This is a genomic window from Micromonospora sp. DT178 (genome assembly GCF_049841695.1).
Lineage (GTDB): Bacteria > Actinomycetota > Actinomycetes > Mycobacteriales > Micromonosporaceae > Micromonospora.
In genome coordinates this window covers 1-20,524 of record NZ_JBNCKV010000021.1, presented here as the reverse complement: position 1 = coordinate 20,524, position 20,524 = coordinate 1, and the positions used below count along the sequence as shown (strand labels likewise).

Genomic DNA, 20,524 nt, shown 5'->3' with positions numbered 1-20,524 from the left:
TGGATCAAAAGGTCAGGGGTCCGGATCCGTTCGGCGGACGGGCGGGACTATGGCCGTGAACAGCCAAAACTCCGTCCGCAGCCGTGATCGTTTCCCGGCATGTGTTGCGGCCGTCCACTTCGTGGGAGGGTGGTGCGCCCGGGGCGCGCATATGTTACTGACGGGTTCGTGTCGACAGGTGTCGCGACGGGTGCCTCAGCGGGGACCGGGGCCGCCGTCGGGGTCGCCGACGAGCGAATCCGGAACACGCATGCGCCACGCGTCGGTGACGAGTTCCGTCAGGCGGTCGACGTCCACCTTCGCCAGCCGCAGCATGACCAGGGGCAGCCCCTCGTACGCGGGCGTGGTGAAGAAGACCTCGGGCTCGCCGAGGAGCAACGCCTGCTTCTCCGCCTCGTCGCCGACGTACAGCACCGCGACGTCGGTCCGGATCAGACGCGACGTGCCGGGTCTGCGCTCGGGATAGGACCAGACGAACCCCTTGTCGGCGACCCGGAAGTCGAAGCCCTCGCTGTCGATCTCGACCACGTGGGGCAGCGCCAGCGCCACGTGACGGACGTCGTCGGCGTCAGCCATCGGGGTTGCTCCGCAACATCGTCTCCCGCACCCGGGCAGACTAGCCGCTGCGCGGCGCGCGACCGCCGCGGCACCGAGCGTGGTGACGCCGGCGATCACGAAGGTCGCCGCAGGCAGGCCGGGCGGCCGGCCCGCCGGTCGCACGAACGGACCTGTCTTCCCGGAGACCAGGGCGCGCGGGGTCAGGTTGCGGCGGGTCCTCCGCCGCGGATGAGAGCATGGTGCTGGCGCGCGGGCCCGACCGGCGGGAACCGGCTGCGCGCAGCGGCTCCGGTCGCCGTCCGACCGCCGCCGCCCGACTGTGAACTCCGTTACCTCCCCGCCGAGCGGGAATGAGATCACCGGATCCGGATTTGGAGCCAGATGTGACTCCTGCACTCTTCCCAGCCCGGCTGCGTACCGACCGGTCGGAGGCGAGCCGATGACGGCCGCCGTCGACGCCCCGCAGGGGCCGGCAGCCCCGCTGACGCCCGGTGACCTGATGAGCCCCCGGCAACGCCTGCGGCTCGTCCTCGTCCTCGGGTCGCTGATCGCGGTGGGTCCGCTGACCATCGACATGTACCTGCCCGCGCTTCCCGCGATCGTCGACGACTTCCGGACCACGTCGGCGGCGGTCCAGCTGACCCTCACCGGCACGCTGGCGGGCCTCGCCCTCGGCCAGTTGCTGATCGGCCCGCTGTCCGACGCCGTCGGCCGGCGCGCGCCGCTGATCGCGGGCATCGCGCTGCACGTTGTGGCGTCGTTGCTCTGCGTCGTCGCGCCGAGCATCGAGATTCTCGGCGCGTTGCGGGTGGTGCAGGGCCTCGGCGTCGCCGCGGCCTCGGTGGTCGCGATGGCCGTGGTCCGTGATTTGTTCGACGGCGCGGCCTTCGCGAAGCTGCTCTCCCGGCTGCTGCTGGTCATGGGGGCGGCGCCGATCCTCGCGCCGACCCTCGGCGGCGGGCTGCTGCGCTGGACGGACTGGCGCGGCGTGTTCGTGGCGCTGGCCGCCTTCGGTGTGCTGCTCGTGGTGGTCGCCGCGCTCGGCCTCCGCGAGACGCTGCCCGCCGAACGGCGCCGGCGCGGCGGGGTGGTCGCGACGGTGGGCGTGTACGGCTCGCTGCTGCGCGACCGTACGTTCGTGGGCCTGGTCCTGGTCGCCGGACTGGCCATGGCGGCGTTGTTCGCGTACGTCGCCGGGTCGTCGTTCGTCTTCCAGGAGCAGTACGGCCTGGACGAGCAGGAGTTCGGGTTGGCCTTCGGAGCGGGCGCGGTCGGCCTGATCGCGGCGACCCAGTTCAACGTGCGGCTGCTGCGCCGCCACTCGCCGCAGCGGATCCTCGTCGTCGCCCTGGCCGCGGGGAGCGTGGCCGGACTGGCACTGCTGGCCTTCGCCGTGACCGGGCTCGGCGGGCTGCCGAGCCTGCTGGTGTCGTTGTGGCTGGTGCTCGCGGCGGCGGGCCTCGCAATGCCCAACGCGCCGGCCCTGGCCCTGTCCCGCCACGGGGAGGCGGCCGGCACGGCCTCCGCCCTGCTCGGCGCCGTGCAGTTCGGCGTCGGTGCCCTGGCCGCGCCCCTGGTGGGCGTCCTGGGCACCGGCGCGGTCGCCATGTCCGTCGTCGTCGCGGGAGGCATGCTGGCGGCGACGGCGGTCCTGCTCGTCGTCGTGCGGCCGTCCCGGCTCGCCGACCTCGAACCGGACGCGGTGGTCCTGGCCGCGCACTGAGCGGGGGTGAGGGGCCCGGCCCGGCGTCGCGCCGAGGCCCGACCCGGCGGCGGCCGCGCGGCCGCCACCGCCGCGCGGCCGCCACCGCGGGGCGGTCGCCACCGTCGTGGTCAGCGCGGCTGTTCGGCGAGGTTCCGGATGCCCTGCAACGTGCCGGTCATGGCGTCGCGCAGGGCGTCCAGCCGGCGTGCGATGACCTGCTCCTCGTTCTCGGGGGCCTGGTCGATGACCAGGCTGAGCCCGGTGCGGGTGGGGCCGATCCGCACGGAGTGGGACAGCCGGCACCCGCCGTTCTCGGCGGTGAGGCGGTACTGCCAGGTGGCACCCGGTCGCGCGGGGTCGGTGGGGCCGCCGCCGAAGCGGTTGTCCGGGTCGAGCACGACCCAGCCGAAGACCCGCGGCGCGTCGAACCGCACGATGTGCGAGATGGTGCGCCACTCGCCCAGCGCCGGATGGTGGTTGTGCCCCTCGAACCGGGCGCCGAGCGTCGGCTCCCGGCTGCCGTCCAACCATCGCACCCGGCGCAGTTCCGGACTGAACCGCGGGGGCAGCTCGATGTCCGTGACCAGCTCCCAAACCCGGTCGGGATCGGCTGCCACGTGCAGGTCGCACTCGACCGCCGGGCCGTCGACGTAGCGCACGGCATCCTCCTTCGTGTCCTTCACTGTCTTCCGGTCCGCGCACCGCACCCACCGTCGTCGGACGGGCGACAGCCGCACCGGACAAGGATGGCCCGTCCGGGGCCGACCGCGCAGCCCCGCACGCTCATGTGTCTCGATGCCGACTGTCGGCGCGCGCATCGACGGCCGGCGTTTGACCCGCCCGATCGCCGGGGCTGCACGCGGCCTCCGCCGCCGGCTGCCGCGATCCGGCGTCGGGGTCATGGCGGCGGCGGGAACGGGTATGCCGCCGCATGGGAACCGAGGTCGTCGTGGTCGGCGCCGGCTTCTCCGGGCTGGCCGCCGCGCTCGCGCTCGCCCGCGCCGGCGTGCGGACGCGGGTGCTGGAGGCGCGGGACCGGGTGGGCGGGCGGGTGCTCACCCGGTGGCTGGCCGACGGCACCCAGCTCGATCTCGGGGCCCAGTGGGTCGGCCCCACCCAGGACCGGGTCAACGGGCTGCTTGCGCGGTACGGGATCGCCACCTTCCCGTCCGCCGCGTACGGCGCGTCGGGCGTGCTGTTCCCCGACGGCCGGCACGCCGGGGCGCCCGAGGCCGCCGCGCGGGTCCTCGACCTGCTCGACGCGTACGCCGAGCGGGTCGACCCGGCCGCGCCGTGGGCGGGAGCCGAGGCCGCCGAGTGGGACCGTACGACGCTGGCCGGCTGGCTGCGCACGGCCGCGCCGGACCCGGCCACCGCCCGGTACCTCGGGCGGCTGCTCGCGGGCGGGCTGCTGGCCGCCGGCCCGGACGAGATCTCCGTGCTCCAACTGGCGTTCTACCTGCGCTCCGGCGGCGGCAGCCGGGCGTTGCTCGCCATGGCCGGCGGCGCGCAGCAGGACCGGATCGTCGGCGGACCGCCGGTGCTGGCCGAGGCGCTGGCCGCCGCCCTCGGCCCGGACGCGGTACGGCTGTCCGCGCCCGTGCGGGCCATCGCGCAGGACCGCGCCGGCGTGGTCGTGCACACCGACACCGGCCGCGTCGAGGCGGACGCGGTGGTGGTCGCCGTGCCGCCGACGCTGGCCGGGCGCATCCGGTACGACCCGCCGCTGCCGCCCCTGCGCGACGCGCTCACCCAGCGGATGCCGATGGGCTCGGCGATCAAGGTCCACGCGATCTACCCGGAGCCGTTCTGGCGCGCCGACGGCCGTTCCGGCGTCGCGTTCTGCCTCGCCGGGCCGGTCACCGAGACGGTGGACAACAGCACCCCGGCCTCCCCACGCGGGGTGCTCACCGCGTTCAGCTACGGCCCGGAGGCGAACGCGCTGCGACGGATGCCGCCGCCGGAGCGCAGGGCGAGCCTGCTCGACGCCCTCGCCGCCGTCGCCGGACCGGCCGCCCGGCGGCCCGAGGAGTTCGTCGAGTACGACTGGTCGGCCGACGAGTGGACGCGCGGTTGCTTCTGCGGGGCGCCTACCCCCGGCTCCTGGTGCGGCTACGGCCCGGAGCTGCGCCAGCCGGTGGGGCGGGTGCACTGGGCCGGCACGGAGACCGCCACCCGGTGGGCGGGTTACCTGGACGGGGCGATCGAGGCCGGCGAGCGGGCGGCCGCGGAGATCCTGGCGCAGCCGGGCGGTTGACGCGGCGGGGCCGGCTGCTCGGCGGCTCAGCCGCTCGGCGGTGGCGGTCGCCGTTGGCACCGACCGGAGGCCGGGCGAGGAGGTGCCCGGCCGGTGCCGCGTCGACCGGTAAGCTCCAACCTCGGCGTACGTGCGTCGACCGGTGTTCGTCGGGACGAGGGGTCACCTCACCGCCCCCGGTGAGCTGAGCAGGGTGGAGTGGTTGTGACGGCCGACTGGCAGGCGGGCGGTGCCGGCGCCGCCGGGTCAGGGCTGGCGCTGGCGGCCATCCAGGGGCGGCAGAGCCTGCGCGAGGAGGTGGCGCACGCGCTGCGCGCCGCGATCGTGGCGGGCCAGATCAGGCCCGGCACCATCTATTCGGCGCCCACCCTGGCGACGCAGTTCGGGGTCTCCCCGACGCCCGTGCGCGAGGCGATCCTCGATCTGGCCAAGGAGGGCCTGATCACGATCGTCAAGAACAAGGGCTTCCGGATCCGTTCCCTGTCCGAGCGGGAACTCGACGAGATCACGCAGATCCGGGAACTGCTGGAGATCCCGGTCGTGGCCGAGCAGGTGGGCCGGCTCTCGGCGGAGCAGTTGCGCGAGCTCCGGGGGCTCGCGGAGGCCATCGTCAGGGCCGCGAGCCGGGGCGACGTCGTGGCGTACATCGAGGCGGACAGCGAGTTCCACCTGACCCTGCTGCGCGCGGGCGGCAACCTGCGGCTGGTGGAGACGGTGGCCGACCTGCGTAACCGCACCCGCCTGTACGGGCTCGACGCACTGGTCAGGGACGGCCGGCTGGTCGACTCGGCGGACGAGCACGTCCAGCTCATGGAGCTGTTCGCGGCGGGGGACCGGGACGGGGTCGTGGACCTGATGCGCAGCCACCTGCGGCACGTGCGCGGAATCTGGGCCGACCGACCCGAGCGTTAGCCGGGGCGCGTCGCCGCGGGCCGCCATCTCCCGGTCCGCTGCCGCACATCACCGCGCCGACGACGGGCGCCGGTGCCGGAAGAGGAACACCGTTCGCACCTGGTGACGTCCCCGACAGCCGTGCTACGGTGCCATGTAACATTTTACTGGAGGTGGCGTGGAACAGATTCCGTGGCGGGGCGTCCTGGCGGCCACCGCCCTGCCGTTCGACTCCCGTGACCTGAGTGTCGACCTCGGCGCGTACGCGGCGCACGTCGGCTGGCTCGCCGAGAACGGTTGCCGCGGCGTCGTCCCGAACGGCTCGCTGGGGGAGTACCAGGTCCTCAGCGCCGGGGAACGCGAGGCCGTCGTGCGGACCGCGGTGCAGGCGGCACCGGCCGGCTTCTCGGTGGTTCCCGGCGTGTCGGCGTACGGCGCGGACGAGGCGCGACGCTGGGCGGACCAGGCGGCCGAGGCGGGCTGCCAGGCCGTGATGCTGCTGCCGCCCACCGCCTACCGCGCCGACGACGCGGCCGTGCTGGCCCACTACCGGGAGGTGGCCAAGGCCGGCCTGCCGATCGTCGCCTACAACAATCCGCTCGACACCCGCGTCGACCTCACGCCGGCACTGCTGCGGCGGCTCTTCGACGAGGGCCTCGTGGTCGCGGTCAAGGAGTTCAGCGGCGACGTCCGCCGCGCGTACGAGATCGCCGAACTCGCTCCCGGCCTCGACCTGCTGGCCGGCGCCGACGACGTCGCCCTCGAACTGCTGATGGCCGGCGCGGTCGGCTGGATCGGCGGCTACCAGAACGCCATCCCGGACAGTTGCGCCCGCCTCTACCAGGCCGTCGTCGCCGGGGACCTGGCGACCGCCGTGCCGCTGTACCGGACGCTGCACCCGCTGCTGCGCTGGGACTCCCGGTCGGAGTTCGTCCAGGCGATCAAGCTCTCCATGGACGTGGCCGGCCGGCCGGGCGGACCCACCCGCCAGCCACGCCAGCCCCTGCCCCCGGCGGTCGTCACCGAGATCCGGGAGACCACCGAGCGGCTTCTCGCGGCGGGTCACCGCTGATGCGCACCAACCGCGTCATCCACGTGGTCGACTCGCACACGGAGGGGATGCCCACCCGGGTGGTCACCGGCGGAGTCCCGGTGATCCCCGGCGCCACCATGGCGCAGCGCCGGGAACACCTGATGGCCCACCTTGACCACCTGCGCACCTTCCTGATGTACGAGCCCCGGGGCCACTCGGCCATGTCCGGGGCGATCCTGCAACCCCCGACCCGGCCGGACGCCGACTTCGGCGTGATCTACATCGAGGTGTCCGGCTGCCTGCCGATGTGCGGCCACGGCACCATCGGCGTGGCCACCGTGCTGGTCGAGACCGGGATGGTCGAGGTCACCGAGCCGGTGACCACCGTACGCCTGGACACGCCCGCCGGACTGGTGGTGGCGTCGGTCGCGGTGACCGCCGGCCGCGCCACCGCCGTCACGATCCGCAACGTCCCGTCCTTCGCCGCCGCGCTGGACGCCGTGGTGGACGTTCCCGGCCTGGGACGGGTCCGCTACGACCTGGCCTACGGCGGAAACTTCTACGCAGTGGTGGACCTCGCCGAGTTGGGGCTCAGCCTCGACCGCGTCCACAGACAGCCGCTGCTGGAGGCCGGACTGGCCATCATGGCGGCGGTCGACGCCACCGACCGGCCGGTGCATCCGGAGCAGCCGGAGATCTCCGGCTGCCGCCACGTGTACCTGGCCGGCGAGGGCTCGGACGCCCGCCACTCCCGGCACGCCATGGTGATCCACCCGGGCTGGTTCGACCGGTCGCCCTGCGGCACCGGCACGTCGGCGCGGATGGCGCAGCTGCACGCCCGGGGCCTGCTCCCGTTCGACCGGGACTTCGTCAACGAGTCCCTGCTCGGCACCCGGTTCGTCGGGCGACTGGTCGGCACCACCACCGTCGCGGGTCGCCCGGCGGTGGTGCCGACCGTCACCGGGCGGGCCTGGCTGACCGGCACCGCCCAGTACTTCCTCGACCCTGACGACCCCTTCCCGGCGGGATTCCTGTGGTGAGTGAGCTGATTCGGAGTCGTTCCCCGCAGTGCCCGAGCGACGTGGTCGTCCAGCGGGCCGCGGCAACGCAGGAGGAGGTCCGGGCGCTGGCCGCGCGGGCGCGTACCGCACAGGCCGGGTGGTGCCGGGAGGGGCCGGCCGGCCGCGCCTCGGCCCTGCGCGCGGCGGCCGACCGGCTGCGCGACCGGGCCGACGCGGTCGCCGACCTCATCGTCCGCGAGGTCGGCAAGCCGGTGAGCGAGGCCCGCGCCGAGGTGGACCGCGGGGCGGCCATCCTGGACTACTACGCGCAGGCCTGCTACGCCGCGACCGGTGACGTGCTGGCACCCTCGCTCCCGGCGCACCAGCCCGGCCTGCTCTTCACCGAACGCCGCCCGCGCGGCGTCGCCGGGCTGGTCACGCCGTGGAACTTCCCGCTGGCCATCCCGCTGTGGAAGGCCGCACCGGCGCTCGCCACCGGCAACGCCGTGCTGCTCAAGCCCTCCCCGGACGCGCTCGCCTGCGGCGAGGCCGTCGAGGGGCTGTTCGACGGGCTGCTGCCGAACGGGCTGCTGCACGTCGTACCGGGCGGGACGGAGACCGGGCGGGCGGTCGTCGAGGCGAGCGACGTCGTCTCGTTCACCGGGTCCGCGACCGTCGGCGCTCAGGTCGCGGTCGCGGCCGCCCGCGCCGGGCTGCCGGTGCAGGCGGAGATGGGCGGCCAGAACGCAGCCCTGGTGCTGCCCGACGCGGACCTCGGGCAGACCGCCGCGCTGCTGGCCAACGCCGCGATGGGGTACGCCGGACAGAAGTGCACCGCGACCCGGCGGATCGTCGTGGTGGGAGACGCGCGGGAGTTCACCGAGGCGCTGGTGGCCGCGGTGGCGTCGTTGCGGTTCGGCGATCCGGCCGAGGCGACCGTGGTCGCCGGCCCGGTGATCGACGCGGCGGCCCGCGACCGGGTCCTCGACGCCGCCGAGGCCGCGCGGGCGAGCGGGGCGCGGCTGCTCACCGGCGGCACGGGCGGCCCGTCCACCGCCGACGACGGCTGGTACGTCGCGCCGGTGCTGATCGACGGGCTCGACCCGGCACACCCCGTGGCCCGGGAGGAGACGTTCGGGCCGCTGGCCACGATCCTGGCCGTGCCGGACCTGACCAGCGCCGTCGACCTGATCAACGACGTGCGGTACGGGCTCGTCACCTCCGTGCACGGCCGCGACGTCGGAGCGCTGCTCGACGTCGCCCGGCGGGTCGACACCGGCCTGATCCGGGTCAACGCGCCGACGACCGGAGTGGACTTCCACGCGCCGTTCGGCGGCGAGAAGGCCTCCAGCTACGGCCCGCGCGAGCAGGGCACCGCCGCCCTGCACTTCTACACCTCGGTTCGCACCGTCACCTTCGCGGCGCCGCCGCGACCCAACTGACCCACCCCACCAACCACCCCCGTCAAGGAGCCGCTGTGACCCGCGCCGACCTGCGTACCGGCAGCCACGACCTGCCGGTCAGCCCCGCGCTCGAGGAGTTCATGCTGTCCGGCTGGGCGGACACCGAGCAGTACGACCTGCCGGTCGACGAGGTCGCCGGCTGGGCCGCGACCCGGCGCGCGCGACTGCACGACCTGTTCCCCGGCCAGCGCCTGGTGGTCCCGGCCGGAGAATACAAGCAGCGCTCCAACGACCAGAACTTCCGCTTCCGGCCCCACTCGGCCTACACCTGGCTGACCGGCGATCAGTCCTCCGACGGCGTCCTGGTGATCGAACCCGACGGGGACACCACGCTGTTCCTGCGCCCACGCTCGGGGCGCAAGGACGGCGAGTTCTTCCGGGACCGGGTCTACGGCGAGCTGTGGGCCGGCCGGCGCCCCACGCTGGGGGAGAGCAGCCGGCGGCTCGCCCTGCCGACCCGCCACGTCGCCGAGCTGGCGCCGGCGCTGGCCGGGGCGCACACGCCGACCCGGGTGCTGCGCGGCGTCGACCGGGGCGTCGACGCGCTGCTCGGCGGCGGGGCCACCGCCGGCGATGCCGAGTTCGCCACGGTGCTGGCCGAACTCCGCCTGCTCAAGGACCCCTGGGAGATCGCCCAGTTGGAGCAGGCGGTGGCCACCACGACCCGGGGCTTCGAAGACGTGGTGCGGGCGCTGCCGATGGCGATGCGTACGTCCGAGCGGTATCTGGAGGGGGTGTTCTGGCAGCGCGCCCGGCTGGAGGGCAACGACGTCGGCTACCAGTCCATCGTGGCCGCCGGCGCGCACGCGGCGACCCTGCACTGGAACGACAACGACGGGCCGGTCCGCGACGGTGACCTGCTGCTGCTCGACGCCGGGGCGGAGACCCGGTCGCTGTACACCGCCGACATCACCCGGGTGCTGCCGGTCTCCGGCCGGTTCAGCCCCTTGCAGCGTGACCTGTACGAGCTGTGCCGGCGGGCCAACGACGCCGCGCTGGAGTGCCTGCGGCCGGGCGCGCGGTTCCGGGCTTTCCACGAGGCGGCGATGACCGTGCTGGTGCACGGGCTGGCGGATCTCGGGGTGCTGCCCTGCACGCCGGAGCAGTCGTTGGCGGAGGACTGCGGCCTGCACCGCCGGTGGACCCTCTGCGGCTCGGGCCACATGCTCGGGCTGGACGTGCACGACTGCGCCGCCGCCCGGTCCGACACCTACCTGGACGGCCGGCTCGCGGCCGGTCACGTGCTGACCGTGGAACCGGGACTGTACTTCCAGCCGGACGACGAACTCATCCCCGCCGAGCTGCGCGGGCTGGGCATGCGCATCGAGGAGGACGTGCTGATCACCGACGACGGATACCGCATGCTCTCCGACGACCTGCCCCGCCGCGCGGACGACGTCGAGGCGTGGATGCACCGCATCGCTTCATGACCACCGCCAGCCCGGACGTCGTCGTCATCGGGGCGGGCATGGTCGGCGTCGCCTGCGCCTACTACGCCGCCCGCGCCGGACTGACCGTCACCGTGGTCGACCGGGGCGGAGTGGCCGCCGGCACCACCGGCGCCGGCGAGGGCAACATCCTCGTCTCCGACAAGCCGCCCGGGCCGGAGCTGGCGCTGGCCCGCCACTCCGTCGCCCTGTGGCGGGAACTCGGGGAGACCCTGGGCGCGGAACGCATCGAGCTGGAACACAAGGGCGGCCTGGTGGTGGCCGCCTCGCCGGCCGAACACGCCGCGCTGCGGGCGTTCGCCGCGAGCCAGCGCGGGGCCGGGGTCGAGGCGTACGAGGTTGCCGCCGACGCGTTGCCCGACCACGAGCCGCACCTGGCCCGGGACCTCGCCGGCGGCGTGCACTATCCGCAGGACACGCAGGTGCAGCCGATGCTGGCCGCCGCCCACCTGCTGCGCGCCGCCCGGGTGCGGGTGCTGACCGGGACCACGGTCGTCGGTGTGCGCCGCGACCCCGCGGGAGCGGTCCGGGGCGTGGTGACCGACCGGGGAACGCTGCACACCACGACGGTGGTCAACGCCGCCGGCGTCTGGGCCGGCGAGGTCGCCGCCCTGGCCGGCGTCGAGCTGCCGATCCTGCCCCGGCGCGGCTTCATCCTCGTCACCGAGGCGCTGCCGCCACTGGTCCGGCACAAGGTGTACGCGGCCGGCTACGTCGCCAACGTCGGCCGCAGCACGGGCGACCTGGAGGTGTCGCCGGTGGTGGAGGGCACCAGGGCGGGCACGATCCTGATCGGCTCCACCCGGGAACGGGTGGGATTCGATCCGACCTTCCCGCTGCCGGCGCTGCGCCGGCTGGCGGCGGGAGCGGTCCGGCTCTTCCCGGTCCTCGGCCGGGTCTCGGCGATCCGCGCCTACCGGGGGTTCCGGCCCTACAGCCCCGACCACCTGCCGATGATCGGCGCCGATCCCCGGGTGCCGGGCCTTTACCACGCCGCCGGCCACGAGGGGGCCGGGATCGGTCTCGCCCCGGCCACCGGGCACGCCGTCGCGGCGCTGCTGACCGGGCGCCGCCCGGACGTGGACCTACGACCATTCGCCCCGGAGCGCCATGATGTTCACCTTTGACGGCCGTCCCGTCCCGACCGACGGGCGACGGACGATCGCCGCCGCGCTGCTCGCCGCCGGCGTCCGCTCGTGGCGCCGGACCCGGGTCGGTGACCGACCCCGGGGGATCTTCTGCGGGATCGGAATCTGCTTCGACTGCCTGGTCCGCGTCAACGGGGCCTCGTCGCAGCGCGCCTGCCTGGTCATCGCCCGCCCGGGCGACGTGGTCGAGACCCACGACGACGGGCCGCGGCCGTGACCGCGTACGACGTGGTGGTGATCGGCGCCGGACCGGCCGGGCTGGCCGCGGCGGCCTCGGCGGCGCGGACCGGCTGCAGGGTGGCGGTGCTGGACGCCGGGCTGCGGCCGGGCGGGCAGTTCTGGCGGCACCGGCCCGACGCGGACGGCAGCGGCCACCCCGACTGGTCGACGTTCGCCCGGCTGCGCGAGCAACTCGGCCGGGTCGACCACCGCGCCGACGCCGCCGTCTGGTTCGTCGAGTCCCGTCGGGCCACGTCGGGCTGCGCCGGTCCGGAGTTCACCGTGCAGACCCGATCGGGGGCGGTGCACGGGCGCCGGCTGGTCGTCGCCACCGGCGCCCACGACCGGGTCGTGCCGTTCCCGGGCTGGGACCTGCCCGGGGTGGTGACCGCCGGCGGCGCCCAGGCCCTGCTCAAGGGCCAGGGGGTGACCTTCGCGCGGCGGATCGTGGTGGCGGGGACGGGACCGTTCCTGCTGCCGGTCGCGACCGGCCTCGCCGAGGCGGGCGGCACCGTCGTCGGCGTCTACGAGGCGAACGACCCGGCGGGGTACGCCCGTCACCTCCGTGCGGTCGCCGGCGCGGCCGGCAAGCTCGCCGAGGCCGGCCGCTACGGCTGGCGGATGCTCCGGCACACGGTGCCCTACCACCGCCGGACGGCGGTGGTGGCCGCGCACGGCACCGACCACGTGACCGGGGTGACCGTCGCCCCGGTCGGTCCCGGCGGCACCGTGTCGGTCGGCACCGGCACCGAGGTGGAGTGCGACGGCCTCGCGGTGGGCTTCGGATTCACCCCGCAGGTGGAGTTGGCCGTGGCCCTGGGCTGCGCGACCCGGCTGGACTCCGACGGCAGCCTGGTGCTGGCCGTCGACGCGGCCCAGACGACCTCGGTGCCGGGGGTGTACGCCGCCGGTGAGGTCACCGGCGTCGGCGGCGCCGCCCTGGCGCTGGTGGAGGGACAGCTGGCCGGGGGCGCCGCCGCGCTGTCTCTCGGCCGTCCGCCGCCCTGGTCGGCCCGCCGGCACGACCGTCTGCTGCGTGCCCGGCGTCGGCTGCGCCGGTTCGCGGCGGCGCTGCACGCGGTCCATCCCGTGCCGGCCGGCTGGCCGGACTGGTGCGCCGACGACACGCTCGTCTGCCGGTGCGAGGAGGTGCCCGCCGGAGCGGTCCGGCGGGCGGTGCGTGAGCTGTCCGCCACCGATGCCCGTGGCGCGAAGCTGCTGACCCGGGCCGGGATGGGCTGGTGCCAGGGGCGGGTCTGCGGCTACGCCACCGCCTGCCTGGCGGCGCGGGAGGCGGGCCGGACGGCCGGTGCGGCCGACCTGGCCGGGTACGCGTCCCGTCCGCTGGCGCAGCCGGTCACGCTCGGCGAACTCGCCGCCGAAGAGTGAGAGTCACACGGCGTCGCCGGTCACGTGGTGCCCGGCGACGCTTCCTCGGAGCCGGGCCGGGCCCGGCCGGTCGCGCGACCTGCGGGTGTGGCCGCCGCGCGAGCGCTGGCGGCCACACCGGCGTGGCGCGGGTCCTCAGTACTGCGACCGCACGGTGACCCCGCTGAACGCCTGCTTGGCGTGCAGGCTCACGTAGTGGTAGCCGGGGGCCGGGTTGTCGATCGTGATCGTCTCACCGTTGCCGCTGGTGACCGACCGTTGGGTGTACGTGCTCGTGGTGGCCCAGCCGCTGCGGCTGTAGTACAGGTCCGCGTCGCCGGTGCCACCGGACGACGTGATGGTCAGGCTGGCGGTGCCGGCCGGAACCTGGAGGTAGAGATAGTACAGGTTCCCGGCGGTGGCCTGGAGGTTGCCGCGCTGACAGTTGCGGCCCAGCGTCCGTACGTCGCCGCCGGTGCACTCGGGCAGCGCGGCGGGGTCGCCGGTGACGGTGACGTTCCGGGAGGTCCTGGCGGTGGCGCCCTTGTCGTCGGTGACGGTGAGCGTGACCGGGTACGTGCCGGCGGCGCGGTAGGTCTTCGTGGGGTTGGTCGCCGTCGAGGTGGTGCCGTCACCGAAGGTCCAGGACCGGGCGGCGATGCTGCCGTCGCCGTCGGTGGACTGGTCGGTGAAGGTGGCGCTCAGCCCGGTGGTGGCAGACGTGAACGCCGCGACCGGGGCCTGGTTCGCGGGCGGGTTGGTGGCGCCGCCGCAGTTGCCGGCCGAGCAGGCGTCCAGCCAGGCGTACCAGTCGGCGTCGTAGCGGTTGCCGATGGTGCCGGTCAACAGCGTGCGGGCGGCGTTCCAGTTGCCCGTGCGGTAGTGCCCGAGCAGCGTGGTGACGTCGCCGCGGTGCGACTGGAGCATGTACCGCACCGCCAGGTAGCCCCACCGGTAGACGCGGGTGGTGTCGTGGCTGTACGTGGTGTCGAAGAGCGTACGCAGCGGGTATGTCTTCTTTCCGGCCTCGGTGATCGCGGTGCCGTAGGTCAGCTCCCGGTACGAGTACGACACGTACTCGGCGAAGCCCTCGATCCACCAGATGGTGGGGGTGGCGATGTTGTCGGTGAAGTCGCCGTACATGTTGAAGCGACCGTCGAGGTAGTGGGTGTACTCGTGGTTGAGGTTCCAGATCTCGAAGGTGGGGCGCAGCCACTCCGCCTCGTAGGCGATGAAGCGCGGCTGGTTCCCGGCGACCGCCGGGTCGCCTTCGAGGTACATGCCGCCGTTGTTCGTGTCGATGCCGAACATCGGCCCGCCGTACGTCTGGTAGTCGGCGCTGGAGTCGAAGACCACCACCTCGATGGTCGTGTTGCGGTCGTCGGCGACCGGACCCTTGTCCGCCGCCACCGAGTGGAAGTAGGCGTCCTGGTTGCGCATGCTCGCGCACGCCCAGTCGAGCTGGGCGGAGGTCATCTGCTGGGCGCGGACGCGGATGGTGCTGCCGCAGGTGAAGGTGACCGGCAGGATCGCCGCGGCCAGGCGCGCCTGGAGGTCGCAGGTGTCGTAGTAGGCGCAGTTCGCCTTGTCGTAGTAGTCGGTCATCTCCGCGACGCCGACCCAGAGGGTGGCGGTGGAGCCGGTCATCGCGCTCAGGTCGAGCAGGCCCCGGGCCAGCGGCCGCACCTTCGACCGCAGGGCGGTGTGCTGGAGGAAGCGGCCCAGTTCGCGGCCGGCGTTGGAGACCAGGTAGCCCCGGTCGGTGCCGAGCAGGGCCCGTTTGCCGGTGGCGAAGGCGTACAGCGTGTCCAGCACGCTCGGATCGGCGCTGACGGCGCTGACGAACTCGGGCACCTGGTGGCCCCGGAACAGCACGGTGTGGACGTTGTTGACGGCGTTGAGCATCCACCGCGACGAGTCGTACGAGCTGTTGTAGCCGGTCAGCAGCCGCTTCACCACGTACAGGTAGCGGGCGTTCTCCTCCGCGCTGTCGATGAGGGTGACCGCCTCGGCCAGCACCTCGCCGTTGACGTCGTTGACGTCGCCGGAGCGGCCGTTGGCGAAGAACGTGTCCAGCCCGGCGCGGATGGCGGTGCGCAGGCCGGGGCCGTACGAGCCCACGGTGGCGGGGTGGTTCCACTGCACGTAGTACCCGGCCCGCAGGTACAGCACGAGCTGGGCGGTACCCGTGCCGTTGGTGCCGTCGTAGGCGGCGGCGTTGTCCCGCAGCCCGTACGCCACGCTGGTCATCTGCGCCTCGCGGAAGGCCTGGGAGGCGTCGCTTCCGGAGAGGCTGAACAGGGTGTTCACGCAGTCGGTGGTGGACGCCCTGATCTGCTGCACCAGGGCGCTGCCGGTCCGGCTCGTGAAGTCGCCGACCGCGCAGGGCGCGGCGGCCGCCCCGCGCGTCGACGGGGCGTTGCGCCGCCCCCCGTCGTCGGGCCGGTCGTAGTCGCGGCGCAGCTCCGCACGGGACGAGGGGAGCGGGGCCCGCTCGCTCAGCGGCAGCGGCGCCCGCCGGACGTGGGCGTCACCGGCGCCGGAGCCGAGGCCGGCGTCGCTCGGGGCGGCGCCGGTCGGCCTGGGCGGTGGCGCCGCGTGCGCGGTGCCGGAGGAGGCCGTCGGGGTCAGCGCGAGCGCCAGCGCCAGCGCGAGCGGGACGGCGGGCCAGCCGCGTCGGTTTCGTGTTCTCGTGGTTCTCACGGGTCGCCTCCTGGCGTTCGTGGTCCGGCCCGGTGGCCGGCAGGTGGTGGCGGTGTGGAGTGGCGGCGGCGTCGATTCCCGTCGATCAGGTGGGGGTCCGCGCCGTAGGTGGCCAGTACAATGGCACACATCACACATCGTGTAAAGGATCGCCGATGATCGATATAGGCGACGATCCGACTACCGTGCGTTGTCGTTGACAGCCGCTCGGGCGGTCGCCTACGGTCTGCGGGCAATCCACAAGTACATAGACGCCGTTCGAACCCGCGCGGGAGAGATCCCGACCGTCCGTCGGGGCGCCGAAGGAGCAAACTCCCAAGAAACTCTCAGGCCCCGTTACCGCTCGGGTGAGGCGAACTCTGGAAAGCAGACGATCAGTCGTCTCACCCACGGTGCAAGCCGCCAACCGGCGGTGAAGCTCTCAGGTCGATGACAGAGCGGGAGGCAACCGACCGTACGACGCGACCGCGTCGGAACGAGGGAGGCCTCCGTGCATCAAAGTCCGACGACCCTGCTCCACCCACCCCTGCACACTGTGCACGCCGAACTCGGCGCCCGGTTCACCGGCTTCGCCGGCTGGTCGATGCCGCTGCGCTACGGCAGCGAGACCGCCGAGCACCGCGCGGTACGCGAACGTGCCGGCCTCTTCGACCTCAGCCACATGGGGCAGCTCGAGGTGTCCGGGCCGCACGCCGCGGCGGCGCTGGACCACGCGCTGGTCGGACACCTGTCGGCGGTGCCGGTCGGCGGCGCCCGCTACACCATGCTCTGCGACGAGACCGGCGGCGTGCTCGACGACCTGGTCGCCTACCGGCTCGCCGCCGACCGGTACCTGCTGGTGACCAACGCCGTCAACACCCGCACCGCGCTGGCCGCGTTGCACCTACGCTGCGCCGGACACGCGGCGACCGTCGCCGACCACACCGCCGAGCGGGCCATCATCGCCGTGCAGGGCCCACGTGCCGCCGACACGGTGCGGGCCGTGGTCGGCGCGGAGCCGACCCGACTGCGCTACTACACCGCCACCGCCGTGGACGTCGGTGGACGGCCGGCGATCGTCGCCCGTACCGGATACACCGGCGAGGACGGGTTCGAGTTCTTCCTCCGGGCCGCAGACGCGGAAGACGTCTGGCGCGCGCTGCTCGCCGCCGGCGCCGGGCACGGGCTGACGCCGGCCGGGCTGGCCTGCCGGGACACGCTGCGCATCGAGGCCGGGATGCCGCTGTACGGGTGCGAGCTGCACCAGGGCGTCACCCCCTTCGAGGCGGGCCTGGGACGGGTGGTGTCCTTCACCAAGCCGGGCGACTTCGTCGGCCGGGCCGCGTTGGCCGAGCGCCGGGACGCCGGGGCCGCCACCGTCCTCGTGGGATTGACCGGAACCGGGCGACGCGTGCCGAGGACCGGCCACCCGGTGGTCGCGCTGGCAGACGGCGTACCGGCGCGGCCCGTCGGCGTGGTCACCAGCGGTGCGCTGTCACCGGCGCTCGACCGGCCCGTCGCGATGGCCCACGTCCACGCCGACGCGATCGAGGCCCGGTCCCGGCTGGGCGTCGTCGTGCGAGGAACCACCGAGCCGGTGCGCACCACCCCGCTGCCGTTCTACCGCCGTCCGCGCTGACGCTAACCGACCCATCCCCCAGGAGTGACGACCATGGACGTACCCGCGCGTCTGCGCTACAGCCGCAACCACGAGTGGATCGACGACACGGCCGAACCGGCGGCCGTGGGCATCACCGCGTTCGCCGCCGCCGCCCTCGGCGACATCATCTACGCCGAACTGCCCGAGCCGGGCACCCACCTGAGCGTGGGCGAGGTCTGCGGCGAGGTGGAGTCCACCAAGTCGGTGGCCGAGCTGTACATGCCGGTGAGCGGCGAGATCGTCGCCACCAACGAGGCGGTCGTCGCCGACCCGGACCTGATCGGCACCGACCCGTACGGGGCGGGCTGGCTGGTGCGGGTGCGGCTGACCGACGCGCCGGCGCTGATGACCGCCGACGAGTACCGCGCCTACCTGGCCGACGCCGACGGGGCGGGTGCGGCATGACCCTCCTCGACCGTGAACTGATCGACGTCGACCCGGAGATCGCCGAGGCGGTCGCCGCCGAGCTGCACCGGCAGCGGCGGACCCTCGGCATGATCGCCTCGGAGAACCACGCGCCCCGGGCGGTCCTGGAGGCGCAGGGCTCGGTCCTCACCAACAAGTACGCCGAGGGCTACCCCGGCCGGCGGTACTACGGCGGCTGCGAGCACGTCGACACCGTCGAGCGCCTGGCGATCGAGCGGGCGAGGCGGCTCTTCGGCGCCGCGTACGCCAACGTGCAACCGCACTCCGGCAGCCAGGCCAACGCCGCGGTGATGGCGGCCCTACTCGACCCCGGGGACACCATCCTGGGCCTCGACCTCGCGCACGGCGGCCACCTGACCCACGGGATGCGGCTCAACTTCTCGGGCCGGCTGTACCGGGCGGTGGGCTACCGGGTGGACGCCGAGAGCTTCCTCGTCGACATGGACGCCGTCGAGCGGCTGGCGCACGAGCACCGGCCGAAGATGCTGGTGGCGGGCTGGTCGGCGTACCCGAGGACCCTGGACTTCGCGCGGTTCCGCCGCATCGCCGACGCCGCCGGCGCGTACCTGCTGGTCGACATGGCGCACTTCGCCGGGCTGGTCGCCGCCGGGCTGCATCCCAACCCGGTGCCGCACGCCCACGTGGTCACCCTGACCACCCACAAGACGCTCGGTGGCCCGCGTGGCGGCGCCATCCTCAGCGCGGACACCGACCTGGCCCGGCGTCTCGACTCGGCGGTCTTCCCCGGCCAGCAGGGCGGCCCGCTGGAACACACCATCGCAGGCAAGGCGGTGGCGTTCCGCATCGCCGCCGGCGAGGAGTTCCGCGACCAGCAACGGCGCGCCCTGCGCGGAGCGCGGATCGTCGCCGGGCGCCTGGGCGCCGCCGACGCCCACGACGCCGGCATCCGGGTGGTCGGCGGCGGCACCGACGTACACCTGGTGCTGGTCGACCTGCGCGCGGCGAAGCTGGACGGCCTCCAGGCGGAGCGGCTGCTCCAGAGCATCGACGTCACCGTCAACCGCAACGCCGTGCCGTTCGACCCCCGTCCGCCGATGGTGACCTCGGGACTGCGGATCGGCACGCCGGGGCTGGCCACCCGGGGCTTCGACGACGCCGACTTCGCCGAGGTCGCCGACATCGTCGCCACCGCGTTGACGACGGGCGAGGGCGGCGAGGAACTGCGGGCGCGGGTCCGCCGCCTCGCCGACCGGCACCCGCTCTACGCGGGCCCCACGGCCCGCCCGTGAACCAACCGCCGGGGCGCGTGCGGACACCGCGCTCCCGGCGGCACCCACCCCGCCCGCCGCCGTCAGGCGACGGAATCGGGATTCGGCTCTCCGGAAAGGCGTTCCATGCCGAACAAGCTCCTGCTCCTGGCCGCGGAGAACGACCGCATGCGCGCACTGGTCTCGCGATCGTCCCTGACCCGAGGAATCGTCCACCGGTTCGTCGCGGGCGAGGAGGAACGTGAAGTGGTCGGGGTGGCCCGCCGGCTCGCCGGGGTGGGCCTACAGGTCACGATCGACCACCTCGGCGAGGGGACGACGGCGCTCGCGCAGGCCGAGGCCACCCGCGACACGTACCTCGCGCTGCTGCGGTCGCTGCACGCGGCGGACCTGGCCACCGCCGCCGAGGTCTCACTGAAGGTCTCGGCGCTCGGTGGGTCGTTGCCGGGCGACGGGTACGGGCACGCCCTGCGGCTCACGCGCGACGTCTGTGCCGCCGCCGCGGCCGTCGGCTCAGGCGTCACGATCGACATGGAGGACCACACCACCGTCGACGCGACCCTCTCCCTGCTCGGCGACCTGCGGGCGGAGTTCCCGTGGGTCGGCGTCGCCCTCCAGGCGTGCCTGCGGCGCACGGCGGACGACTGCCGGCGGCTCGCCCACCCGGGCAGCCGGGTCCGCCTGGTGAAGGGCGCCTACGCCGAACCCGCCTCGGTGGCGTTCGTGAGGAAGCGCCAGGTCGACGACGAGTTCCGGCGGTGCCTTCGCATCCTGATGGAGGGGCAGGGGTATCCGATGGTCGCCACCCACGACCCGAAGCTCATCGAGCACACCCTGCACCTGGCGCGGCAGGGCGGGCGGAGCGTCGAGGACTTCGAGTTCCAGATGCTGTACGGGATCCGCGAGAACGAGCAGCTGCGACTGGCCTCGGGCGGGAACCGGATGCGGGTCTACCTGCCGTACGGCCGCGACTGGTACGCGTACTTCATGCGGCGACTCGCCGAGAAGCCGGCGAACCTGCTGCTGCTGGCCCGCTCGTTCACGCCCGGTTCCGCCAATTGAGCCACCGCCGCCGGGTGCGGCCGACGCGACAGGAAGTGCGGTCATGATCAGCGTTTTCGATCTCTTCAGTGTGGGCATCGGGCCGTCCAGTTCGCACACCGTCGGGCCGATGCGAGCGGCCCGGACGTTCGTGGCGGGCCTGAAGGCCGACGGGTTGCTGGCCGGCACCGCCCGGATCCGGGCCGAGCTGTTCGGTTCCCTGGGGGCGACCGGGCATGGCCACGGCAGCGACCGGGCGGTGCTGCTGGGGCTGGCTGGCGAGGCCCCGGAGACGGTCGACACCGACACGGTCGACGGGCGGGTCGCCCGGGTCCGTGTCGAGCGGCGGTTGGGCCTGCTCGACGCGCACGAGATCGACTTCGATCCGGACCGGG

Annotated in this window: 18 protein-coding genes and 2 riboswitches; of the genes, 15 read left to right on the top strand and 3 right to left on the bottom strand. The window is 74.1% G+C overall.

From position 1 onward, the window contains the following. Window positions 1-195: 195 nt before the first annotated feature. On the bottom strand, window positions 196-576 hold the full coding sequence (locus ACLQ22_RS28340) for an MmcQ/YjbR family DNA-binding protein (RefSeq protein WP_425694993.1): 381 nt from the start codon (window positions 574-576) through the stop codon (window positions 196-198). A gap of 481 nt (window positions 577-1,057) precedes the next feature. Between ACLQ22_RS28340 and ACLQ22_RS28335 the strand changes: the two genes are divergently transcribed. Continuing rightward, entirely contained in the window at window positions 1,058-2,281 is a 1,224-nt protein-coding gene (locus ACLQ22_RS28335; RefSeq protein WP_425695066.1) for a multidrug effflux MFS transporter, read from the top strand. Between the two features lie 110 nt (window positions 2,282-2,391). On the opposite strand, the gene ACLQ22_RS28330 is transcribed toward ACLQ22_RS28335, so the two are convergent. After that, window positions 2,392-2,922, bottom strand: coding sequence for an SRPBCC family protein (locus ACLQ22_RS28330; RefSeq protein ID WP_425694992.1), 531 nt, complete (start codon window positions 2,920-2,922; stop codon window positions 2,392-2,394). A 272-nt stretch (window positions 2,923-3,194) separates the two neighbouring features. Between ACLQ22_RS28330 and ACLQ22_RS28325 the strand changes: the two genes are divergently transcribed. From ACLQ22_RS28325 to ACLQ22_RS28285, 9 genes are all read left to right on the top strand, one after another. Beyond that, window positions 3,195-4,520, top strand: coding sequence for a flavin monoamine oxidase family protein (locus ACLQ22_RS28325; protein ID WP_425694991.1), 1,326 nt, complete (start codon window positions 3,195-3,197; stop codon window positions 4,518-4,520). 204 nt (window positions 4,521-4,724) lie between these two features. Further along, window positions 4,725-5,432: a GntR family transcriptional regulator gene (locus ACLQ22_RS28320; protein WP_425694990.1), complete on the top strand. Its 708-nt coding sequence runs from the start codon at window positions 4,725-4,727 to the stop codon at window positions 5,430-5,432. A gap of 157 nt (window positions 5,433-5,589) precedes the next feature. Continuing rightward, entirely contained in the window at window positions 5,590-6,483 is an 894-nt protein-coding gene (locus tag ACLQ22_RS28315) for a dihydrodipicolinate synthase family protein (RefSeq protein WP_425694989.1), read from the top strand. Further along, entirely contained in the window at window positions 6,483-7,484 is a 1,002-nt protein-coding gene (locus ACLQ22_RS28310; protein WP_425694988.1) for a proline racemase family protein, read from the top strand. Before ACLQ22_RS28315 ends, ACLQ22_RS28310 begins: the two co-directional genes overlap by 1 nt. Beyond that, window positions 7,481-8,887: an aldehyde dehydrogenase family protein gene (locus ACLQ22_RS28305; RefSeq protein ID WP_425694987.1), complete on the top strand. Its 1,407-nt coding sequence runs from the start codon at window positions 7,481-7,483 to the stop codon at window positions 8,885-8,887. Before ACLQ22_RS28310 ends, ACLQ22_RS28305 begins: the two co-directional genes overlap by 4 nt. 35 nt (window positions 8,888-8,922) lie before the next feature. Beyond that, window positions 8,923-10,338 carry an aminopeptidase P family protein gene (locus ACLQ22_RS28300; protein WP_425694986.1) on the top strand — a complete coding sequence of 472 codons (1,416 nt, stop codon included), beginning with the start codon at window positions 8,923-8,925 and terminating at the stop codon, window positions 10,336-10,338. Further along, window positions 10,335-11,483 (top strand): NAD(P)/FAD-dependent oxidoreductase, encoded by a 1,149-nt coding sequence (locus tag ACLQ22_RS28295; RefSeq protein WP_425694985.1) that lies wholly within the window; start codon window positions 10,335-10,337, stop codon window positions 11,481-11,483. The genes ACLQ22_RS28300 and ACLQ22_RS28295 overlap by 4 nt, the downstream gene beginning before the upstream one ends. Then, window positions 11,470-11,721, top strand: coding sequence for a (2Fe-2S)-binding protein (locus ACLQ22_RS28290; RefSeq protein WP_425694984.1), 252 nt, complete (start codon window positions 11,470-11,472; stop codon window positions 11,719-11,721). The genes ACLQ22_RS28295 and ACLQ22_RS28290 overlap by 14 nt, the downstream gene beginning before the upstream one ends. Next, window positions 11,718-13,112 carry an NAD(P)/FAD-dependent oxidoreductase gene (locus ACLQ22_RS28285; protein WP_425694983.1) on the top strand — a complete coding sequence of 465 codons (1,395 nt, stop codon included), beginning with the start codon at window positions 11,718-11,720 and terminating at the stop codon, window positions 13,110-13,112. Before ACLQ22_RS28290 ends, ACLQ22_RS28285 begins: the two co-directional genes overlap by 4 nt. 135 nt (window positions 13,113-13,247) lie before the next feature. Here ACLQ22_RS28285 and ACLQ22_RS28280 read toward each other — a convergent pair whose 3' ends face one another. Further along, a complete protein-coding gene (locus ACLQ22_RS28280; RefSeq protein WP_425694982.1) occupies window positions 13,248-15,794 on the bottom strand; it encodes a collagenase in 2,547 nt (848 codons plus the stop codon). Between the two features lie 259 nt (window positions 15,795-16,053). Next, window positions 16,054-16,146, top strand: a riboswitch (glycine riboswitch). 5 nt (window positions 16,147-16,151) lie between these two features. Beyond that, window positions 16,152-16,232: riboswitch (glycine riboswitch) on the top strand. Window positions 16,233-16,284: 52 nt separating this feature from the next. On the opposite strand from ACLQ22_RS28280, the gene gcvT reads away from it, so the two are divergent. The 5 genes from gcvT to ACLQ22_RS28255 all read left to right on the top strand — a co-directional run. Continuing rightward, window positions 16,285-17,412, top strand: a complete 1,128-nt coding sequence (gene gcvT, locus ACLQ22_RS28275) for a glycine cleavage system aminomethyltransferase GcvT (protein ID WP_425694981.1) — start codon at window positions 16,285-16,287, stop codon at window positions 17,410-17,412. 33 nt (window positions 17,413-17,445) lie between these two features. Beyond that, the gene (gcvH, locus tag ACLQ22_RS28270) at window positions 17,446-17,838 is read left to right on the top strand and encodes a glycine cleavage system protein GcvH (protein WP_425694980.1); all 393 of its coding nucleotides are present in this window, start codon (window positions 17,446-17,448) and stop codon (window positions 17,836-17,838) included. Continuing rightward, the gene (gene glyA, locus ACLQ22_RS28265) at window positions 17,835-19,109 is read left to right on the top strand and encodes a serine hydroxymethyltransferase (protein WP_425694979.1); all 1,275 of its coding nucleotides are present in this window, start codon (window positions 17,835-17,837) and stop codon (window positions 19,107-19,109) included. The genes gcvH and glyA overlap by 4 nt, the downstream gene beginning before the upstream one ends. 105 nt (window positions 19,110-19,214) lie before the next feature. Then, window positions 19,215-20,150 carry a proline dehydrogenase family protein gene (locus ACLQ22_RS28260; protein WP_425694978.1) on the top strand — a complete coding sequence of 312 codons (936 nt, stop codon included), beginning with the start codon at window positions 19,215-19,217 and terminating at the stop codon, window positions 20,148-20,150. 43 nt (window positions 20,151-20,193) lie between these two features. After that, window positions 20,194-20,524, top strand: a 331-nt coding sequence (locus tag ACLQ22_RS28255) for a serine dehydratase beta chain (protein ID WP_425694977.1), incomplete at its 3' end; no start/stop codon positions are given.

Excerpts from the sequence above, each read along its gene's own strand:
- ACLQ22_RS28340 (WP_425694993.1), bottom strand. The coding sequence starts at position 576 with ATGGCTGACGCCGACGACGTCCGTCACGTGGCGCTGGCGCTGCCCCAC.
- ACLQ22_RS28295 (WP_425694985.1), top strand. The coding sequence starts at position 10,335 with ATGACCACCGCCAGCCCGGACGTCGTCGTCATCGGGGCGGGCATGGTC.
- gcvH (WP_425694980.1), top strand. The coding sequence starts at position 17,446 with ATGGACGTACCCGCGCGTCTGCGCTACAGCCGCAACCACGAGTGGATC.
- ACLQ22_RS28325 (WP_425694991.1), top strand. The coding sequence starts at position 3,195 with ATGGGAACCGAGGTCGTCGTGGTCGGCGCCGGCTTCTCCGGGCTGGCC.
- glyA (WP_425694979.1), top strand. The coding sequence starts at position 17,835 with ATGACCCTCCTCGACCGTGAACTGATCGACGTCGACCCGGAGATCGCC.
- ACLQ22_RS28335 (WP_425695066.1), top strand. The coding sequence starts at position 1,058 with ATGAGCCCCCGGCAACGCCTGCGGCTCGTCCTCGTCCTCGGGTCGCTG.
- ACLQ22_RS28310 (WP_425694988.1), top strand. The coding sequence starts at position 6,483 with ATGCGCACCAACCGCGTCATCCACGTGGTCGACTCGCACACGGAGGGG.
- ACLQ22_RS28260 (WP_425694978.1), top strand. The coding sequence starts at position 19,215 with ATGCCGAACAAGCTCCTGCTCCTGGCCGCGGAGAACGACCGCATGCGC.
- ACLQ22_RS28290 (WP_425694984.1), top strand. The coding sequence starts at position 11,470 with ATGTTCACCTTTGACGGCCGTCCCGTCCCGACCGACGGGCGACGGACG.